17 protein-coding genes and 1 other annotated feature are annotated in these 19,205 nt (G+C 64.6%); of the genes, 8 read left to right on the top strand and 9 right to left on the bottom strand.

The features are described from left to right. Window positions 1-3 precede the first annotated feature (3 nt). Both ABD088_RS09950 and ABD088_RS09945 read right to left on the bottom strand, forming a co-directional pair. Window positions 4-1,395, bottom strand: coding sequence for a flavin reductase family protein (locus ABD088_RS09950; RefSeq protein WP_343901775.1), 1,392 nt, complete (start codon window positions 1,393-1,395; stop codon window positions 4-6). After that, window positions 1,392-2,696, bottom strand: coding sequence for an aromatic ring-hydroxylating oxygenase subunit alpha (locus ABD088_RS09945; RefSeq protein ID WP_343901774.1), 1,305 nt, complete (start codon window positions 2,694-2,696; stop codon window positions 1,392-1,394). Before ABD088_RS09945 ends, ABD088_RS09950 begins: the two co-directional genes overlap by 4 nt. A gap of 150 nt (window positions 2,697-2,846) precedes the next feature. Here ABD088_RS09945 and ABD088_RS09940 point away from each other — a divergent pair, with 150 nt between their 5' ends. The 3 genes from ABD088_RS09940 (at window position 2,847) to ABD088_RS09930 (ending at window position 7,330) form a co-directional block, all read left to right on the top strand. After that, complete coding sequence (locus tag ABD088_RS09940) at window positions 2,847-3,785, top strand: LysR family transcriptional regulator (protein WP_343901773.1); 939 nt, start codon at window positions 2,847-2,849, stop codon at window positions 3,783-3,785. A gap of 130 nt (window positions 3,786-3,915) precedes the next feature. Next, window positions 3,916-5,130: a formaldehyde dehydrogenase, glutathione-independent gene (gene fdhA / locus ABD088_RS09935; RefSeq protein WP_343901772.1), complete on the top strand. Its 1,215-nt coding sequence runs from the start codon at window positions 3,916-3,918 to the stop codon at window positions 5,128-5,130. Between the two features lie 301 nt (window positions 5,131-5,431). Then, window positions 5,432-7,330 carry a BCCT family transporter gene (locus tag ABD088_RS09930; RefSeq protein WP_343901771.1) on the top strand — a complete coding sequence of 633 codons (1,899 nt, stop codon included), beginning with the start codon at window positions 5,432-5,434 and terminating at the stop codon, window positions 7,328-7,330. Window positions 7,331-7,426: 96 nt separating this feature from the next. On the opposite strand, the gene ABD088_RS09925 is transcribed toward ABD088_RS09930, so the two are convergent. The 6 genes from ABD088_RS09925 to ABD088_RS09900 all read right to left on the bottom strand — a co-directional run bounded on the left by ABD088_RS09925 (window position 7,427) and on the right by ABD088_RS09900 (window position 13,673). Further along, window positions 7,427-9,097, bottom strand: coding sequence for an FAD-binding dehydrogenase (locus ABD088_RS09925; RefSeq protein WP_343901770.1), 1,671 nt, complete (start codon window positions 9,095-9,097; stop codon window positions 7,427-7,429). A gap of 73 nt (window positions 9,098-9,170) precedes the next feature. Further along, complete coding sequence (locus ABD088_RS09920; protein WP_343901769.1) at window positions 9,171-9,536, bottom strand: VOC family protein; 366 nt, start codon at window positions 9,534-9,536, stop codon at window positions 9,171-9,173. Window positions 9,537-9,616: 80 nt separating this feature from the next. Further along, window positions 9,617-10,060: a cupin domain-containing protein gene (locus ABD088_RS09915; RefSeq protein WP_343901768.1), complete on the bottom strand. Its 444-nt coding sequence runs from the start codon at window positions 10,058-10,060 to the stop codon at window positions 9,617-9,619. A gap of 42 nt (window positions 10,061-10,102) precedes the next feature. Then, complete coding sequence (locus ABD088_RS09910) at window positions 10,103-10,897, bottom strand: IclR family transcriptional regulator (protein WP_343901767.1); 795 nt, start codon at window positions 10,895-10,897, stop codon at window positions 10,103-10,105. A 91-nt stretch (window positions 10,898-10,988) separates the two neighbouring features. Next, window positions 10,989-12,242, bottom strand: a complete 1,254-nt coding sequence (locus tag ABD088_RS09905; protein WP_343901766.1) for a M24 family metallopeptidase — start codon at window positions 12,240-12,242, stop codon at window positions 10,989-10,991. A 54-nt stretch (window positions 12,243-12,296) separates the two neighbouring features. Beyond that, a complete protein-coding gene (locus ABD088_RS09900) occupies window positions 12,297-13,673 on the bottom strand; it encodes an MFS transporter (RefSeq protein WP_372711098.1) in 1,377 nt (458 codons plus the stop codon). Between the two features lie 215 nt (window positions 13,674-13,888). Here ABD088_RS09900 and ABD088_RS09895 point away from each other — a divergent pair, with 215 nt between their 5' ends. From ABD088_RS09895 to ABD088_RS09890, 3 genes are all read left to right on the top strand, one after another. Further along, entirely contained in the window at window positions 13,889-14,170 is a 282-nt protein-coding gene (locus ABD088_RS09895; protein WP_343901764.1) for a hypothetical protein, read from the top strand. A 276-nt stretch (window positions 14,171-14,446) separates the two neighbouring features. Next, window positions 14,447-14,659: a transposase gene (locus ABD088_RS17260; RefSeq protein WP_372711096.1), complete on the top strand. Its 213-nt coding sequence runs from the start codon at window positions 14,447-14,449 to the stop codon at window positions 14,657-14,659. Continuing rightward, window positions 14,620-14,733: a sequence feature (AL1L pseudoknot), on the top strand. Its footprint overlaps the gene before it by 40 nt. Further along, window positions 14,659-15,414, top strand: a complete 756-nt coding sequence (locus ABD088_RS09890; RefSeq protein ID WP_343901763.1) for an IS3 family transposase — start codon at window positions 14,659-14,661, stop codon at window positions 15,412-15,414. (Overlaps the previous feature by 75 nt.) The genes ABD088_RS17260 and ABD088_RS09890 overlap by 1 nt, the downstream gene beginning before the upstream one ends. Window positions 15,415-15,824: 410 nt before the next feature. Here ABD088_RS09890 and ABD088_RS09885 read toward each other — a convergent pair whose 3' ends face one another. After that, the gene (locus ABD088_RS09885; protein ID WP_343901920.1) at window positions 15,825-16,475 is read right to left on the bottom strand and encodes a GntR family transcriptional regulator; all 651 of its coding nucleotides are present in this window, start codon (window positions 16,473-16,475) and stop codon (window positions 15,825-15,827) included. A 145-nt stretch (window positions 16,476-16,620) separates the two neighbouring features. On the opposite strand from ABD088_RS09885, the gene glyA reads away from it, so the two are divergent. Both glyA and ABD088_RS09875 read left to right on the top strand, forming a co-directional pair. Further along, the gene (gene glyA / locus ABD088_RS09880) at window positions 16,621-17,970 is read left to right on the top strand and encodes a serine hydroxymethyltransferase (protein ID WP_343901762.1); all 1,350 of its coding nucleotides are present in this window, start codon (window positions 16,621-16,623) and stop codon (window positions 17,968-17,970) included. Window positions 17,971-17,972: 2 nt separating this feature from the next. After that, window positions 17,973-19,190, top strand: coding sequence for a sarcosine oxidase subunit beta family protein (locus tag ABD088_RS09875; RefSeq protein ID WP_343901761.1), 1,218 nt, complete (start codon window positions 17,973-17,975; stop codon window positions 19,188-19,190). Window positions 19,191-19,205: the final 15 nt, after the last annotated feature.

The raw sequence follows: 19,205 nt of genomic DNA, 5'->3' as shown, positions 1-19,205 counted from the left end.
AAGTTAGGCGTCGATAACCAAGTCGGATCGTGCTGTCGAGCAGCACGGTAAGAATTTCCCAGCCGCGATTTCGCGGGCACGTATCCCGCCTTGATGGTTCATCTCGACTTCGCCGTCATGTTTGACGACCTTGCAGGAACCGCACATCCCTTCCTGGCAATTGGCTCCGATGCGCACCCCGGCACGGTGGGCAACTCCCAAGATCTGCTCATCCTCGTTGATCCGTACATTGATCCCGGTGCGCAAGAAGGTCATCGTCAGGCTGCCCTCACCCACCGTCGAGAAGGCGGAGACGTCCAGGGGTTGTTGCTCCTCGACGAGCGGTTCGGCGGGCGGCATCGGCAGGGATGAATCCACTACTTCCAGCTTCTGGCCGCTTGCCTCAAGCGTGCCGTCGGCGTCGTAGTCCGGCTCGTACATGCCCAGCTCCGGGGGCTGGCTCTCGTAGAACTCCTCCATCGATTCGGCTACTTCGCCGGCGATGCCTTCTGCCAGTTCGATCTCCGTCTGGTATTCGAGCAGCGTCTTGCGGTCTCCGGAGAAGAACTCCATGAACACCGAAGTGTCGTCCACAGCCACTTCTCGCAGTAATTGGGCGGCCGAGTTCAAATAGCCCTCGGGGCCACAAGCGAACACCTTTCTGCCGTTCGCGTCGGGTGCCACCTGCTCGATCATCTCGGCCGTCAGCCGTCCGGTGAATCCGTCCCAACTCTCGGGCTTTTCACGGTTGCCCAGTGAATATGACACCTGGATGCGCGAATCGACTTGGGCAATGTATTCGAGCTCGGGCCAGAAGGCGAAGTCCCCGGGCACGGTCCCATGGCACAGCAGCACGACGTCTGCCTGCCCCGGCAGCGAATGAATGGTACGGATCATGGACATGATGGGCGTGATCCCCGCACCGGCTGCCAAGAAGAGGAATCGTGCCCGGCGGTCGGAGTCGCCCAGGTGGAAGGCACCCACCGGGCCGAGCATGTCCAGCACCATCCCCGGACGGAGATATTCGTGTGCCCAGGAGGAAACCAGTCCCCGGGGATCACGTTTGATGCTGATGTTAAAGGTCCACGGGACGGTTGGGGCACTCGAAATCGAGTAGCTGCGGTCTACGGGTTCTCCGTCGTCACCGAGGACGGGAAACGCGATGTTGAGGTATTGACCGGCGCGAAAGGCCAAGGGTGCCCCGTCGAGACGACGGAACACGAAGGTCATCAGCCCACCGGCTTCGGCAATGGTCTGCACGCATTCGGCCGCGAATTCCTGGGGGTGCCACGGGCCCAGGGCGCGTGCCGCCCGCGCAGGCCCTTCCTGGCCGCTCAACACGCGGTTCCATGGCATCTCCAGACCGCGGATGCGCTGGGCCCCCGCTGTTTTGGGGAGCGTGGTCGTTCGTGTCATGAAAGGTGTTCCACTACGCGCTGTGTATACCAGTTGATGAATGCCTCGACCTGGTACTCGCTCTTCATGTAGGGGCCAGGTTCATACGCCGGGCTGCTGGCTCCGGTTTGGCACAGCTCGACGAAGGCCTTGTCCTGCAGATTTGTCTGCTTCCAGGTGTGGGTCAGCTTCTCCAGGTCGTAGTCCTTTCCTTCCACGGCGTCATCGGCCACGAGCCACGTCGTCCGCACGAGGGTCTGATGTTCGTTGATGGGAAACGCCGCGAAAGTCACTACGTGGTCACTCTGGAAATGGAACCAGCTGTTGGGCTGCAGGTGCATGGAGCAGCGTCCCATGCGGAAGTCGCGGAGATCGCCGAGCAACTTCTTGGACAAACGGTGGCCATCTGGCGAGAACGACTCTCCATCTCCGTCCAAGGATTCCCGGGAGATGCGGACTCCGGCGATCCGGGTGTCCAGTTCCTCCACGACCTCATAGGGGATGTCGTAGCGCCGGCACCTTTCCTCCAGACGCTCCTGCGCTGTCTTGTTGCGCTCCCACACTTCTTCGAGATGTGGGGGCACCGTCTCGTCCGAGAGCCCCCACGTCGGGAACAGCGAACAGGCAAGCTCCGGGTGGCCGTCGCAGTGGTAGCACTCGCGGTTGTTTTCCATCACCAATTTCCAGTTGGCTTCTTCGATGATGTTCTGCTGGTACGCAACTTTCGCGCGGGAGATATCGTGCGGCAGCAGGTAGGGCTCGAAGATCCCGGCCACCTGCTCGAAGTCAGCTGGTGGGTCCTGCGCCAGGCTCACGAAAATGAGGCCGGCATGGATCCGTCCGTGTGCACGTTTGAGGGCAAAGCAGTTCTTGTCGAAGTTCCCTTCGCCCGGTGCGGAGGCATGGATCAAGTCCCCCTCGGGTGAGTAGGTCCATGAGTGGTAACCGCAGACCAGGTTCCCCGTACTGCCCGAGGCCTTCGTCAGGACCCGAGCGCCACGGTGGCGGCAGACGTTGTGCAGGACGTTCACTCCGCCATCGTCGGTGCGCAAAACGATGAGTGAGTGCGGACCGTAGTCGAGGGTGAGGTAGTCGCCCGGCTCGGGGATTTCGGCAACACTCGCGGCGAACACCCAATGCGTTCCGAAGATGGCGTGCATGTCGACGCCGAAAATCGCGGGGTCCGTGTACATCGGAGCTTCCAGCGAATACCCCTGCCGCCGGTTCTGGAAGAGTTCTGTCATTTCGGCGAGTTGTTCATTCGTCGCCGACGAAGCGAGTCTCCCCCGACTCCTCTGCGGAGCGCCTACGGAAGCGGTCATGTCTTACTCCTAGCTGGACATCAGGGGTGCCCTCTGGCTTGGCCTACAAGGCTTGATGCGTGATGTGGATCACCGCATGAGACGAGACTAGAGAGTGCCAGACCACAAAAAAAGCGTAAGTTACTGCAAAGAATCATGCAGAATGAGTGCATGATTGATTCTCGACTCATCACCCTGCGGGTCTTCGCGTCGGCCGGGACCATTGCGCGCACGGCCGACCTCACCGGCTACTCCCCCTCCGCGGTGTCGACACAATTGCGCGAACTCCAGCGATCACTGGGAATGAAGCTCCTGGCAAAGGAAGGGCGCGGGGTCCGGCTCACCATTGCCGGCCGCCACTTCGTCGCCGGGTTGGACGACATCGCGACGCAATGGGAGCTGCTCAAAGCTTCGGCCCTTGCCGCGGAGGGCCAGGTCCAGAGCCATTTCGGGCTCGGCGGGTTCTCCACCGCGGCGGCCCAGCTCCTCGCCCCCCTGGCCCAGACGTTGCGCACCACCCGGCCGGACGTTGAAGTGCAGCTCTTGGAGGCCCTGCCCCAGCGTTGCCTCGATTTGCTGCTGGCCGAACGAATCGACCTGGCGGTCATCGTGGCGTCCCAAACCGAGGGCTCCAGCGAAGACGCCACGAGGTTCGAGCAAACACTCCTGCTCGATGACCAGCTGGATGTCGTGCTACCGGCGCAGCACCGACTGGCGCAGAAGAAATCGGTGTCGCTGGAAGAGCTGGCCGACGATCCCTGGATCACGGAATCCGAGCCGTCGGTGTACCGGGCCCTCTTCGTGGCTGCTTTCGCCTCACTGGGCGTCACGCCCCGGATCGCCCACGAGGCTGCGGAGTGGGAGACCATGATTGCCTTCATCGCCGCGGGCCTCGGCGTCGGGCTGTTTCCCCGGCTGGCAACCCTGGGGAACGTGGAAAACGTGGTCCGCCGACGGATTTCCGGTGCCGCCAAGCCTTCGCGGCGAATCATCGCAGTGACTCGCAAGGGAAGCAGGGGGGCGCCCTTGATCGAGGAATCCCTGGCCGTTTTGCAGTCCACAGCGGCGAGCATCATCACCCAGCGCCTGACTGAAGAGCTCGACGGATAGGCCCCCCGCCGAACCCCTTGCCGGTCCGCCCCGATTTGCCGAGACCTATTGACACAGATCACACTCCTGAGCAGACTCTGCCCAGATCAAATTAGTATCCAACTGATATTTCAAGTGTGAAAGGTCAACTATGGGCAACTTGGCAGTGAGCTACGCTGGCGCAGGCAAGGTCGAACTCATCGATACGCCGTACCCCGAATTTGAATTGAAGGATGGGCCGGGAGTCCATCCGGCGAACGTCGGACGAAAGGTCCAACACGGCGTCATCCTGAAGACCATCACCACCAACATCTGCGGGTCCGACCAGCACATGGTCCGCGGACGAACCACCGCGCCAGAGGGTCTGGTCCTGGGCCACGAGATCACCGGAGAGGTCGTCGAAGTCGGGCGTGACGTCGAGTTCGTCAAGGTAGGCGACGTCGTTTCCGTACCGTTCAACATCTCGTGCGGCCGCTGCCGGAATTGCAAAACCGGGCAGACCGGAATCTGCCTCAACGTCAATCCCGACCGTCCCGGATCGGCCTACGGGTATGTGGACATGGGCGGCTGGGTCGGGGGCCAGGCGGAATACGTGCTGGTCCCCTATGCCGATTGGAATGTCCTCAAATTCCCTGACCGCGACCAGGCCCTGGAAAAGATCCTGGACCTCACGATGCTCTCTGACATCTTCCCCACGGGGTTCCATGGCGCGGTCGGGGCCGGTGTCACCGTCGGCTCCACGGTCTACGTCGCCGGAGCCGGGCCGGTGGGGCTGGCAGCCGCGACGTCTGCCCAGTTGCTGGGCGCAGCTACAGTCATCGTCGGTGATCTCAACCCCGAACGACTAGCCCAGGCCCGCAGCTTCGGCTGCGAGACCGTGGACGTTTCGCTCGGGGAACCGGCAGATCAGATCGAGCAGATCCTCGGCACGCCCGAGGTCGACTGCGGCATCGACGCGGTGGGGTTTGAAGCCCGTGGCCACGGGCAAAACGCAACGAACGAGCAACCCGCCACGGTGCTGAACTCCTTGATGGAAATCACGCGTGCCGGCGGCAGCCTGGGCATCCCCGGTTTGTATGTCACCGGCGATCCAGGAGCAGCCGATGAAGCCGCCCGGCAAGGGTCACTGTCCATGCGGTTCGGGCTCGGTTTTGCCAAGTCGCATACGTTCGTCACCGGCCAGTGCCCAGTGATGAAGTACAACCGGAATCTGATGCAGGCGATCCTCTCCGACAAGGTGTCGATCGCGAAAAACGTCAACGCGACGGCCATCCCGTTGACCGAAGCCGCCAACGGGTATGCAGCCTTCGACCAGGGTGCGGCCCAGAAGTTCGTGCTCGATCCGCATGGCATGGTGAAGGCCTAGCTCCCTGGCGTGGGTGGAATCACCGCCACCCGAAGAACCTTCTCCAGGTCGTACCGGCTGAGCGTCACCAAAAGGGGTTGCCCGCCAGGCCCCGACGCATCAGCCGGTACACCCACCATGCCCCGGTACCGTGTCAATCGCGCCGGCGAACAGCGTGGCACAGCGCATGTACGCGTGCGCACTCGCGGGGCAGGCCGCGCTCACAGCAAGCACCCGAACCAGATTTTGTGCTGCCCTCGGGTAGGCCCATCAGACGTCGCACTCCCCTCCTGCGACGTGTCCATCAACCCAAGGAACAGCAGTGAAAAACAAGGACCAGCCCGGACCGGATCTCGTCACCGAACTGCATTCAGCTCGGCGGCGAAGACCGAGAAGAAACCACGCTTCGGGGACCGACTACTGGGTCTTCGGGATTGCCGGACTCATGACACTGGCCTTCATCGTCTGGGGATTCGCGTCCCCCACCGGTCTGGGCAACGTCGCCGATCATGCCCTGGATTGGGTCATCACGAACACCGGCTGGATCTTCGTGATCGCCGCCACCGTTTTCACCATTTTCGTCCTAGTGGTGGCGGCCAAGAGCTTTGGGCGCATCCCGCTGGGCAAGGACGGCGAAAAGCCGCAGTTCAGCACCGTTTCGTGGATCTCCATGATGTTTGCTACCGGCATGGGCATTGGACTCGTCTTCTACGGCGTGGGGGAACCGTTGTTCTTCTACATGTCGCCGCCGCCCGGAACGGTTGACGGCCAAAGCGCGGCGGCAGTGGGAACGGCCATGGGAACGACGCTCTTTCATTGGACCCTCTTTCCCTGGGCCATGTACGCGATCGTCGGCCTGGGCATGGCCTATGGAAGTTTTCGTTTGGGGCGCCCACAGTTGTTTTCCTCGATGTTCACCTCGATCTTCGGTGAACGCGCAGTCCACGGCTGGGGCGGGAAGACCATCAACATCCTGGCCATTCTGGCAACGCTTTTCGGATCAGCGTGTTCCCTGGGACTTGGTGCCCTGCAAATCGGTGGTGGAATCCAGTCGGCCGGAATCCTGCCACAGGTCGGCTCCAGTGTGCTGGTGCTGATCATTGCGATCTTGACCGCCCTGTTCGTTGCCTCGGCGGTTTCCGGAATCGAACGCGGCATCCAATGGCTCTCCAACATCAACATGGTCCTCGCTGTGCTCCTCGCCCTGGTCGTGTTCATCGGCGGTCCCACCCTCTTCATTTTGAATGTGATTCCCAATGCAGTGGGGTCATTCATCAGCGACCTGCCGGAAATGGCCTCGCGTACCGCATCTTCGGGGGATGATTCGATGGCCTCCTGGCTCTCCTCGTGGACCATCTTCTACTGGGCGTGGTGGGTGTCCTGGAGTCCGTTTGTCGGGCTCTTCATCGCCCGCATCTCCCGTGGCCGAAGCATCCGCCAATTCGTCACCGGGGTCTTGCTGGTCCCCTCGGCTGTCACGCTGATTTGGTTCGCAATCTTCGGCGGCGGAGCCATCGGCTTGCAGGAACAGGCTGAACGTGGCGGGGACATGGGACGGGCACTGGTCCAGATGGTGGACGGCGCCCCGAACATCAATTTCGACTCAGTGCTCTTCGAGTTGTTGAACGGCCTGTCCTTCCCCTCCTGGTTCTCGACCGCGCTCACGGTGCTGACAGTGGTGTTGATCGCGATCTTCTTCGTCACCGGCGCCGATTCTGCGTCCATCGTGATGGGCGCCCTGAGTGAAAGAGGTGCCGAAGAGCCCACGAAGAAGTCGGTGATTTTCTGGGGGACCTCGGTGGGTGCGGTGGCCGCCGTCATGTTGCTCGCCGGTGGGGATCATCCGGCTGCCGCCCTGAACGGGTTGAAGAACATCACCATTGTCTCGGCGCTCCCCTTCGTGCTCGTGATGCTGCTGCTGTGCGTGGCGATCTGGCGGGATCTCAGCAAGGATCCCCTGGTCCTGCGGGGAAAGGTCGCGCTCGAAGTCCTGGAACAAGCGGTGGATGACGGAATCGACCGGCATGCAGGCGAGCACTTCAGCTTGATGACGACCGAGCAATCGATCGTCACGGACATCAACCCGCCCCCGGTCCACCCAGCGGGGGAAACCGCGGTCGCTGCACCGGACGACCAGCCCTGGGGCTCTGATGTTGGAGGCGGTCCGGCCGTAGCCCCCGCAGCCGACGGCGATGTGGAGCCTGACCTGCAGAGCAGATAGCGTCGCAAGGGGCACTCGGTCTTGCAGCTGGTCCCCACTGATCGGTCGAGCCGGCCGGGCCCGATACCTTGCGCATCGGGTCCGGCCGCAAACATCTCAAGCGGCGGAGTCCGCCGCCGCAGCCCGTCCGGCAGCCCGCCCGCTGAAGAGGCAGCCGCCCAAGAACGTGCCTTCCAGCGCGCGGTAGCCGTGGACGCCTCCTCCGCCGAATCCAGCGGCCTCCCCCGCGGCATACAGGCCAAGCACCGGCGCTCCCCCGGCCCCGAGTACGCGCGAGTCCAGGTCGGTCTCCAGCCCGCCGAGCGACTTGCGGGTGAGGATATGCAGCCGCACAGCGATCAGCGGGCCGGCCTTCGGGTCCAGCAGCCGGTGTGGCGCGACCGTGCGGATCAGCTTGTCACCGACATAGCTGCGTGCCGATTGGATGGCCATCTGCTGCGGATCCTTGCTGAAGCCGTTGGCGGCCTCTGCGTCACGCGCTGCGACTTCGGCCTCGATCTGTTCAGCATCCAACAGGTTGTGCCCCTCCAGCCGATTCATCCCGGCCACCAGCTCGGCCACCGTGTCGGCCTGGACGAAGTCCTCCCCGCGGTCCAGGAACGCCTGCACGGGTCCAGGCACCGCCGTCACCGCCCGGCGCAGCACCGCGCGGATGTCCTTGCCGGTCAAATCCGGGTTCTGTTCGGAGCCGGAGAGCGCGAACTCCTTGCCGATGATCCGCCGGTTGAGGATGAACCATGAATGGTCATGACCGGTCCCGCGCAGGTGCTCGAGCGTCCCCAACGTGTCGAAGCCCGGCCACAGCGGAGTCGGCAGCCGCCGGCCCGTCGCGTCCAGCCACAGGGAACTGGGGCCGGGCAGGATCCGGATCCCGTGGTTCTCCCACACCGGGCCATGGTTGATGATGCCCTCGGTGTAATGCCACATCCGATCGCCGTTGACCAGGTGCCCGCCGGCCGCAGCGCCGATGTCCAGCCCACGCCCGTCCACATGCGCCGGGACCCCGGCGATCATCCGCTGCGGCGGGTCACCCAACCGGGCCGGCCACGCGGCCCTCACCTTCTCCGGGTTCCCGCCAATGCCCCCGGTACACAGCACGACGGCGGATGCCCGGTACTCGAACTCCCCCACCTGATCACGGTTGCTGGGTTCGCCGCGGGCCGCCGTCGAATTGGCCAGCACCGTGCCGCGTACCCCGGAGACGGCACCTGCGTCGAGCAGCAGCTCATCGAGCCGGTGCCGCCAACGCACCGTCAGCGCGCCGGAAGCCACGGCGGCCAGTGCCTTGTTGGCGAAGGGCTCGACGATTCCGGGCCCGGTGCCCCAGGTGATGTGGAAGCGCGGAACGGAATTTCCCGGACCGCTCGCGCCGTAGCCGCCACGTTCGGCCCAGCCGACCACGGGGAACAGGCGGACGCCGAGCCCGTGCAGCCAGGCACGTTTTTCGCCGGCGGCCCAGTTCACGTAGGCCTCGGCCCATTTCCGGGGCCAGTGGTCCTCGGGGCGGTCGAAGCCGGCGGTGTCGTGCCAGTCGCGTAGCGCCAGGTCCACCGAGTCGTGGATTCCCAGCCGGCGTTGTTCGGGGCTGTCCACCAGGAACAGGCCGCCGAAGCTCCACCACGCCTGCGCGCCGAGGTTTGCCTGCGGTTCCTGGTCGATCAGCAAGACCCTGCGTCCGGCGTCGGTCGCTTCGGTGGCTGCCACCAAGCCGGACAGGCCGGCCCCGACGACGATGAGGTCGAACTGCTGATCACTATGCTCTGTCATGCGGCCAGCGTAGCCCGACCGTGACTCCCGCCACACGCCCACGGGTCCGCGTCAAGGCTGTCGGGCTGTGGATTCAGCCGACTGGACGCTGGTGCAATCCGAACGGGGACCCCTGCTGGTCCCGGCACAGGGTGAACAGTCCGTGCTCTTCCTGCTGGTCTTCACTGCCGTTGAGATCCAGGGGTTCGACGATGCCACCGAGCTCCACCACGCGCTCGCAGGCGGCTTGCATCTGCTCAACGGCGAAGAACACGTAGGGCGCGGCCCCGGGGTCACCGGAATGGATGCCTGCGGGTGTTCCGGCGATGTCGATCTGGTAGCCGTTCTCCGCCCCGCTCGGTCCGGGCTGGATACCCCAGCCGAAGAGCGCGGCGTAGAAGCGCGCTCCGTCCCCGGCGTTCCCTGCACCGAACTCGATAAATGAAATCTCCCCGGCCATCGCCGTCCGCCTCTCCGTGGGGTACCGTTCCCCTCACTTCAGCACCATGGCCCGGCCCTGGCAAGACCCGGGGGTGGGCGCTACAGCGCCGGCGGGGCTGTGCCCGGGCCGGGCGTCCGGGCGGACGCGAGCCCGCGCGCCCGTTCGACGCTTCCGAAGCCCGTGGTGTCCATCGTGCCGGGAGGGCCCCACACGGTGATCAGCCGCAGGGTTTCATCGCCGTCGTTGACCACGTCGTGGTCGGCACCGGCCGGGGCCAGCACGCAATCCCCCGGTTCCAGGTGCAGCTCCCGTCCCTCCAGGTGCATCAGGGCACGCCCGCAGAGCACCTGGTAGAACTCCTGCAGCGGCTGCTCGCCGTCGTGGCGGTGCATGCCCTCGGTGCCGCCGACCGGCAATTCCCAGGTCTGGATGTTCACGGCCATGCCCAGCTCGTCCACGAAGTGGTGCTGGACGCGGATGGGGGCGGCGCCGTCGTGCATGGTGTAGTCGAAGGCGCGTTCTCCGCGCTGTTCCATGGCCATGTGTGGTGTCCTGCCTTCTGCTGCCGGTAGTGAGGAGGTGCGCTAGTCGGGCTGTCCCCCGAGGCGCCGGCTGACGCGGGCCGCTGCTTGGCGGCACGCGGCGCCGAGCTCGGCGACCCTGCGGTCGTTCACGCGGTACAGCGGGGCAGCCAGCATCAGGGCTGCGACCACTTCCCCGCGATGGCCCACGATCGGGGCGGCGACGCCGACCTCTTCGGGGGAGGTCTCGCCGAAATTGCGGGCATACCCCTCGCGCCGGACCTCCTCGAGGCGGCGCAGGTAGTCCCCGGCATCTTGGGGCCCGGCGGGATCCTGTCCGAGCCCTGACTGGCCCAACAGCTCTCTGACCCTCGATTCGGGCTCCCGGGCGAGGAACACCTGGACCGAGGCGCTCAGGGGCGTGGCGTATCGGCTGCCGATCGGGGAGGTGTGCTTGACCTGCTTGCGGCTGGGGATCTGTTCCACCGACACCGATTCGCTGCCGTCCCAGATGTTCAGCGCCGCCGTCTCCCCCGTGGTTTCGGCCAGCTCCTGCAGGGTCGGATACGCGATGCGGCGGACGTCGAGGTTGGCCAGCAGGGGGCCGGCCACGGCGATGAGCCCCATGCCCAGGCGGAATTTGCGTGACGCGTCATCGCGTTCGACGATGCGCTCCTGCTCCAGCGTGGAGAGGATGCGCGAGATGCTGGACTTGTGCAGCCCGACCGTGGCGGCGATCTCGGTGACCCCGAGCAACGGCTCGTCCACGGTGAAGCAGCGCAGGACGTCGATGACGTTGACGATGACGGAGGTGCCGCGTGGCTCCGCGCTGGCGGTCTCGCGTGTCTGGCTTGTCATCTGGATCCGTCCCTTCGAGACCAGGGTGCCGGCGGCGGGCCTGCTGCCTGCCACCGGCACCGGAACCCTCAGGTCCCCGTTTCCCGTGTTGTTAGCAGGGGATGATGTTGTTTTCCGGGCCGAAGCCGAACTTGGTGATGTTCTCGGCACCGTTCTCGCCCACCACGAGGATATCGTGCTCGCGGTAGCCACCGGCCCCGGGCTCGCCATCCATCACGGTGATCATCGGCTCCATGGAAACCACCATGCCCGGTTCCAGCACCGTGTCGATGTCCTCGCGCAGCTCCAGGCCCGCTTCGCGGCCGTAGTAGTGCGAGAGCACCCCGAAGGAGTGGCCGTAGCCAAACGTCCGGTTCGCCAGCAGCCCGCGGTCGATGAAGATCTGGTTCAGCTCCGCGGCGATGTCCTTGCAGACCGCGCCGGGCTTGATCAGCTCCAGGCCACGGCGGTGGACCTCGACGTTGACGTTCCACAGCTCCAGCGAACGCTCATCCGGCTCGCCCAGGAACAAGGTGCGCTCCAGGGCCGTGTAGTAGCCGGAGGTCATCGGGAAGCAGTTCAGCGACAGGATGTCACCGCGCTGCAGCCTGCGGGTGGTCGCCCAGTTGTGGGCGCCATCGGTGTTGATGCCGGACTGGAACCACACCCAGGTGTCGCGGACCTCCTGGTCCGGGAACGTCTTGGCGATCTCGTGGACCATGGCCTCGGTGCCGATCAGGGCGACCTCGTATTCGGTGATGCCCTCGCGGATGGCAGCCTTGATGGCCTCGCCACCCAGGTCGCCGATGCGCGCACCGTGCTTGATGACCTCGATCTCCTCGGCGGACTTGATCATGCGCTGGCGCATGGCGTCCTGAGAGACATCGAGCAGCTCGGCGCCCTGGAAGGCATCCTGGATCCGCTGGCGGGTCATCAGCGGCAAGAAGTCATCCTCGACTCCGATGCGGCGCGGGGACACTCCGGCGCGCTTCACGGCCTCCTGCAGCCCGAAGTAGAAGTTGTCGCGCTTCCAGTCGGTGTAGACGATGTTGTCGCCGTAGCTGGTGCGCCACGGCATCCCGGCATCGATGTTCGCGGTGACGGTCACCGACTCGTTCTGCGTGACGACCAGCGCGTAGTTGCGCCCGAACGTGGTGAACAGGAAATCGGAGTAGTACTTGATGCCGTGGTAGCTATTCAGGATCACGGCATCCAGGCCCTTGACCGCCATGATCTGGCGCAGGCCGGCCAGGCGGCGCTCGAACTCGCTGTCGGAGAAGGTCAGCGGCTGCTTCTGCCCGTTGTGCAGCGTCTTGAGGCGCTCAAGGGAGGAAACGGACGTTGCGGGGGTTGCTTCGGTGGTCACAATGGACTCCTTTGTCTTGTTACTTGGTGGTTTCGCTAGGAGGTGTGGGGGCCGCTACTTGAGCGGTTGCTTGCTGGTCTCTGCGGAGAAGGCAACGGCGACCAGGGCAATGACGGCTGCGCCCATGAGATACCAGGCCGGGGCAAGATCGCTGCCCGTGAATCCGATGAGGAAAGTTGCCACGAAGGGCGCCGTTCCGCCGAAAATGGCGTTGGAGAGGTTGAAGCTGACGGCAAAGCCGGTGTAACGGACCCGGGTGGGAAACATTTCGGCCAGGAAGCTGGGCAGCGTTCCGTCATTGAGGGTCAGCATCGCGCCAAGCGCGATCTGTACCAGCACGATCACCAGGAAGCTTCCGGTGTCCAGCAACATGAAGAGCGGCACGGTGAGAACCACGAAGAGAATCGATGCGGTCATCAGCACCTTCCTCCGCCCGAGTTTGTCGGAGAGGATGCCCATCACAAAGATGAAGCCGATATACGTCACCAGTGCCACCGTGGTGGCGAGGTAGGAAGCCGATTCGTCGAGCCCGACCTCGGTGGAAAGGTAAGTGGGCATGTAGCTGAGCAGCATGTAGAAACCCACGGCATTGAGCAGCACGGCGCCGACCGCCTGGATCAGTTGGCGCCAGTGGTCACGAAAGAGGTCCTTGATCGGAGTCGAATCCGTCGCGTCCTCGGCCTCCAAGGCCCGGAACGCCGGGGAGTCTTCGAGCCGGGTCCGAATATAGCGTCCGATCAGGCCCATCGGGGCGGCGAGCAGGAACGGCAGGCGCCATCCCCAGTCGTGCATCTGCTCGGTCGAGAGCAGACCGGTGAGCAGGGCGGCCAGCAGGGAGCCCAGCAGCAGGCCTGCGGCTGTGCTGGCCGGGACGACCGCGGCATACAGGCCGCGGCGCTTCGGTGGGGCGTATTCGACCAGGAAGGCCGCTGCGCCGGCGTATTCACCCGAGGCCGAAAATCCCTGGATGACGCGGATGACCAGCAGCAGGATCGGAGCGCCCAGGCCAATGGTGTCGTATCCGGGGATAAGGGCGATACAGAACGTGGCTGCGGACATGATCAGGATCGACCAAGACAGCGCGGTCCGCCGCCCGAGCTTGTCACCGAGGTGGCCCCAGATGAATCCACCCAACGGGCGGACGAAGAAAGAGACGGCGAAGAGGCCGAAGGTCAGCAGCAGGCCGGTCTGCTTATCGGATTCCGGGAAGAAGACGCTCGTGATGGTAACCGCCAAGTAGCCGTAGACGGCGTAGTCGAACCATTCCACGAAGTTGCCGATGAAACTCGCCGCGACGACCTTGTTGCGCGTCTTCCGAATGGTTGCCGGGGTGTCCTCACCCGGGCCACCACTGAAGGACGCCCGCGGCACAGAAGGAGTTTCGTGCTGGTGCGCCAGTACTTGCGGTGGCCGCGACGGCTCGCCGTGCATTCCGGGTGTTTTTTCATGATTCATGAGGGACCACCAAAGAAGTTTGGAGTTGCACTGGTTGCAACACTGTTGCGTTCACAATATTTGTGGCGAGCGTCACTGTCAACCCCTTCGCGGAGACTCGCGGTGGATGCCCGCCGCACGGGCCGCGTGCCTCATTTGGGTCTACTCGCGAAGCTCCGGTCATCGAATGGGCAACCCGGTGTGCTGGGTTGATGAAGCAGGAGATATCGATGGGCGCACGACGTGAAATCACGCGAGCCACGCCCAAGGCCACGGCCGATGAGACCAAAGAACAGAAGTCGGCGACGCTCGACAGGCTGTGCTCAGCGATGGACTGGAGCTGGGCTGATGCGTTCCGGCAGCTGCTGTCCACCGCCAGCCGGACAGCAGGACTGGCATCCGCCTTCAAAGACCGTGCACGGAATGACAGCCTGGCCGCGTGCCGGAACCTGGAACGGTCCTGGGCCCTCGAGGGCGAGCCCTGTGGGAAATAGCTGGCCGCCGTCACGGACGACGCGCTCGAGCGGTTTGCCTGGTTCGCCGAACTCGGGACGCGGCCAGGTCTCCTTGATGACATGGTCCGCGAGCAATGGCTGTCCATGTCGGCCGCGACTGAAGCGCACCGGGTTTGATGGAGAGATCGATGACCCGGAAGGATGGCTCTCATGCCAGCAAAATCTAAGGACCCCGCGGAGCTGAAAGAGTGGGCCACGAGAATGGCCGTCGAGGCCCGCCGAGACGTGGCCACCTAGACCGGCACCTACCGGCGCATCGGAGAGCAACTCGGCGTCAATCCCGAGGCGCTGCGCAACCGGGTCCAACGCGCCGAAACCGGCGAGGGTCTCCGTCCCGTCACCACCACCGACGACGCCACCCGACTGGCCGACCTTGAACGCGAGGTGCGCGAGTTGCGGCGGGCCAACACGATCCTGCGCCAGATCTCGGCTATTTTCACGGCGGAGCTCGATCGCCCGTCGAGGTGATGTGCGCGTTCATCGACGAACACTGCGATGAACACGCGGTCGAGCCGACCTGCAGGGTGCTGCAGTTCGCCCCGAGCACCGACTACGCCCGCTGCACCAGACCTCCCTCGGACCGCAGCATCCGCGATACCGGGCTGCCCCCCGTCGTCCGGCAGGTCCACGGGGCGAACTACGGCGTCCATGGGGCGCAGAAGGTCGATGCGGAGCTGCGTCGACAGGGGATTCCGGCGGTACGGTGCACCGTGGAGCGGCTGAAGCGCGCAGGAGGGCTGCGCGGCGTCACGATGGACAAGGGGCCACGGAGCACGAACCCAGCCCCGGAGACCGGGCGTCCCGCGGACCTGATGGAACGTCGGTTCACAGCTCCGGCAGCGAACCGGCCCTGGGTCGCGGATATCACCTACATCCGCTCGTTCGCCGGCTGGGTGTATGCGGCCTTCGTGCTCGATGTCTTCTCCCGCCGCATCGTTGGCGGGCAGGTCTCCACCCGCCTCTACACCGAACTGGCGCTGGATGCCCTGGAGATGGGGATCTGGACCCGGGCCAAGGACGGCACCGATCTGAACGGCCTCACTCACCATTCAGATCGCGGGGTGCAGTATCGGGCAATCAAATACGCCGAGCGGCTCGAGGCCGAAGACGCGGTGGCGTCCGTGGGCTCCAAGGGCGATAGCTACGACAACGCCATGGCCGAGGCCTCAACTCATTCTTCAAGCCCGAGCTGGTCCGGAACAAGGGTCCGTGGCGGGATATGAACCATCTCGAGGTCGCCGTCGCCGAGTGGGTCGATTGGTAAGACTTCGGGCGTATGCACGGCGAACTCGGCCACGTCCCGCCGGTCGAATACGAACGATTCAACGCCTCGGCCAACGCGCCGTGACCAGCATCAATTTCCAACCAAATTGATCTCCATCAAACCCGGGGCTTGACAACATGCCCTCGATGCCGGCCGTGCGCGGGAACTGGCGAGGATCGACCATGGACTCAACCCCGCGGCGATCACGCGGGAGATCAACGCTATCCAGAACCAGTTGATCACCCGCGCCATGCTCCGCACCCACCGCGGCGCCCCAGGAGTTTCGCGAGCAAATTAGTCGAGGCACGCGCAAAACGTTCGCGAGCACATTGACTTGAGGCAAGGCGGAGATGCGCGATTCGCAGCCGGTTAGAGGATCGCCCGCACGGATGCCTCGAAATGTGCCACGTGCTCGGAGGCCAACCGTTCGGCCCGGTCTGCGTCGCCGTCGACGATAGCGTGCAGCAGCTCTGCGTGCTCGTGGATATGCTCGACGACGCCAGGCAGACGGTCCAGAACCAGACACCAAATCCGCGTCGCCAGGTTGTCCAGTCGCACCAGGGTCTCCTGCAGATGGTGGTTCTCCGTCGCCCGGTAGATCGAGCGGTGCACCTCAAGGTCGTACTCCATCAGTGTTTTCCGTTCGCGACTGGCATCCAGCGCCTCGATCTCGGCCGCCGTCTGCGCCAGGTGCCGCCGCAGGGCACCCGGTGCATGTAGTGCGGCCTTGCGGGCGGCGAGGGGTTCGAGCAGTTGCCGCATTTCCGAGATCGCCGCGAGTTCCGTGATGTCGACGATGGTGGCGAAGGTGCCACGCCGCGGGTAGGACACCACCAGGTGGTCGGTCTCCAGCCGCTTGAGTGCCTCACGGATCGGCGTCCTGCCGATGTCCAGCTCGGCGGCCAGCAGGCCCTCGTTGATGGGATCGCCGGGGGCGATCGCCAGCATGATCAGCCGATCCCTCAATTGCAGGTAGGCGCGTTCGGCCAGGGACTCCTGGCCCGCGGCAACACTGGTCATCGTCACGCTAGATCCTCACTGCTACGCGTTCATCTCGGTTGCCGCCAATGAATTTCGTGCCACCCATTGACGGGGTGTGATTCCCATCATACGCTAACCGGGAGATTGATATATTAGTTTGCGACAACAGAAATCGAGGATTCCGATGGTGAACCCCACCTTGGAGGCTGGCCCCGTGGCCGCTCCGTCCCTGACGGCTTCATTGGCCGAGCTCGATCCCGAGGTCGCCTCGCGGATCGATGCCGAGCTGGCCCGCCAGCAGGACGGCCTGGAGATGATCGCGTCGGAGAACCACACGGCGCAGGCAGTGATGGCCGCCCAGGGCTCGGTGCTGACGAACAAGTACGCCGAGGGCTACCCGGGGCGGCGCTACTACGGTGGCTGCGAGCAGGTGGACGTGATCGAGTCGTTGGCGATCGAGCGGGTCAAGGCCCTGTTCGGTGCCGGTTTCGCGAACGTCCAGCCGCACTCCGGTGCGCAGGCCAACGCGTCGGTGATGCACGCGCTGATCCGTCCCGGTGACACCGTGATGGGGTTGAACCTGGCCCATGGCGGGCACCTGACGCACGGGATGAAGATCAATTTCTCCGGTCGGCTCTACAACATCGTCCCGTATGGGGTCGATGAGGCCTCCTACGAGGTCGATATGGACCAGGTGGCGGCGCTGGCGCGCGAGCACCGGCCGAAGATGATCGTTGCCGGCTGGTCGGCGTACCCGCGGCAGTTGGATTTCGCCCGGTTCCGGGCGATCGCCGATGAGGTCGGCGCCTACCTGTTCGTGGACATGGCCCACTTCGCTGGCCTGGTCGCTGCGGGACTGCACCCCTCACCGGTTCCGCACGCGCATGTGGTGTCGTCCACGACGCATAAGACGTTGGCCGGCCCGCGTGGCGGGATCATCCTGACCAACGACGCCGACGTGGCCAAGAAGGTCAATTCCGCGGTGTTCCCGGGACAGCAAGGCGGGCCGTTGGAGCATGTGATCGCGGGCAAGGCCGTCGCGTTCAAGATCGCTGCCTCGCAGGAGTTCGCCGAGCGCCAGACCCGTACCCTGGCTGGTGCGCGGATCCTGGCCGAACGCCTGACCGGTGAGGATGTCTCGGCGCGGGGGATCAGCGTGTTGACCGGGGGCACTGATGTGCACCTGGTGTTGGTGGATCTGCGTGATTCGGTTCTCGATGGCCAGCAGGGCGAGGACTTGTTGGCCCGGGTGGGGATCACGGTGAACCGCAACGCTGTCCCGTTTGATCCGCGTCCTCCGATGGTGACGTCGGGGTTGCGGATCGGGACCCCGGCGTTGGCCACGCGTGGTTTCTCCGAAGCCGCGTTCTCCGATGTTGCCGACATCATCGCCGAGGCGTTGGTGGCCGGCACTGCCGAGGGCGAGGTCGACGAGTCGGTGCTCGCCCCGCTGGCGGACCGGGTCTCTGCCCTGGCCACCGCCCACCCCCTCTACCCCGAACTCCCCCACCTCTCTTCAACGATTGGAGCCTGATCATGGCCGATCTCCTGCCCGAGCACCCGGACTTCCTGTGGCGCAATGCCGAGCCGAAGCCCTCCTATGACGCCGTCATCGTCGGCGGCGGTGGCCATGGCCTGGCTACCGCCTACTACCTGGCCAAGAACCACGGCATGACGAACATCGCCATCCTGGAACGCGGCTGGCTGGCCGGCGGCAACATGGCCCGCAACACCACCATCATCCGCTCGAACTACCTGTGGGACGAGAGCGCCGGGATGTACGAGCACTCCCTCAAGCTCTGGGAGCAGCTTCCCGAGGAACTGGACTACGACTTCCTGTTCTCCCAGCGCGGGGTGATGAACCTGGCCCACACCCTGCAGGATGTGCGTGAATCCAAGCGCCGCGTCAACGCCAACGTCCTCAATGGCGTGGACGCCGAGTGGCTGGAACCGAACCAAGTCAAGGAGCTGTGCCCGATCATCAACACCGGGGACGACATCCGATACCCGGTCATGGGCGCCACCTACCAGCCGCGCGCCGGCATTGCCAAGCACGACCATGTCGCTTGGGCCTTCGCCCGCAAATGCGACGAGATGGGCGTGGACATCATCCAGAACTGCGAAGTCACCGGCTTCGTCAAGGACGGAAACCGCGTCGTCGGCGTGGAAACCAGCCAGGGCCGCATCCTCACCGACAAGGTCGGCCTGTGCGGTGCCGGGCACTCATCGGTGCTGGCAGAAATGGCCGGGTTCGACCTGCCGATCCAGTCGCACCCGCTGCAGGCCCTGGTCTCAGAGCTCTTCGAGCCGGTCCACCCGACGGTCGTCATGTCCAACCACGTCCACGTCTACGTCTCGCAGGCGCATAAGGGAGAGCTGGTCATGGGCGCCGGCGTCGACCCCTACAACGGCTACGGCCAGCGGGGTGCGTTCCATGTGATCGAAGAACAGATGTCGGCCGCCGTCGAGCTGTTCCCGATCTTCTCGCGGGCACACCTCCTGCGGACCTGGGGCGGGATCGTCGATGTCACCATGGACGCCTCCCCGATCGTCTCCTCGACCCCCATCGAGGGAATGTTCGTGAACTGCGGCTGGGGCACCGGCGGCTTCAAGGGCACTCCGGGCGCCGGCTACACGTTCGCCCACACCATCGCCACCGGCGAGGCTCATCCGCTGAACGCCCCGTTCGCGCTGGACCGCTTCGAAACCGGAAAGCTGATCGACGAGCACGGCGCCGCAGCCGTCGCCCACTAAGCACCCATCTGAGAA

Origin of the sequence: Arthrobacter rhombi (assembly GCF_039526245.1) — a bacterium.
Lineage (GTDB): Bacteria > Actinomycetota > Actinomycetes > Actinomycetales > Micrococcaceae > Arthrobacter_H > Arthrobacter_H rhombi.
The sequence above is the reverse complement of the archived record's forward strand: the minus strand, read 5'-3'. Positions and strand labels throughout refer to the sequence as shown.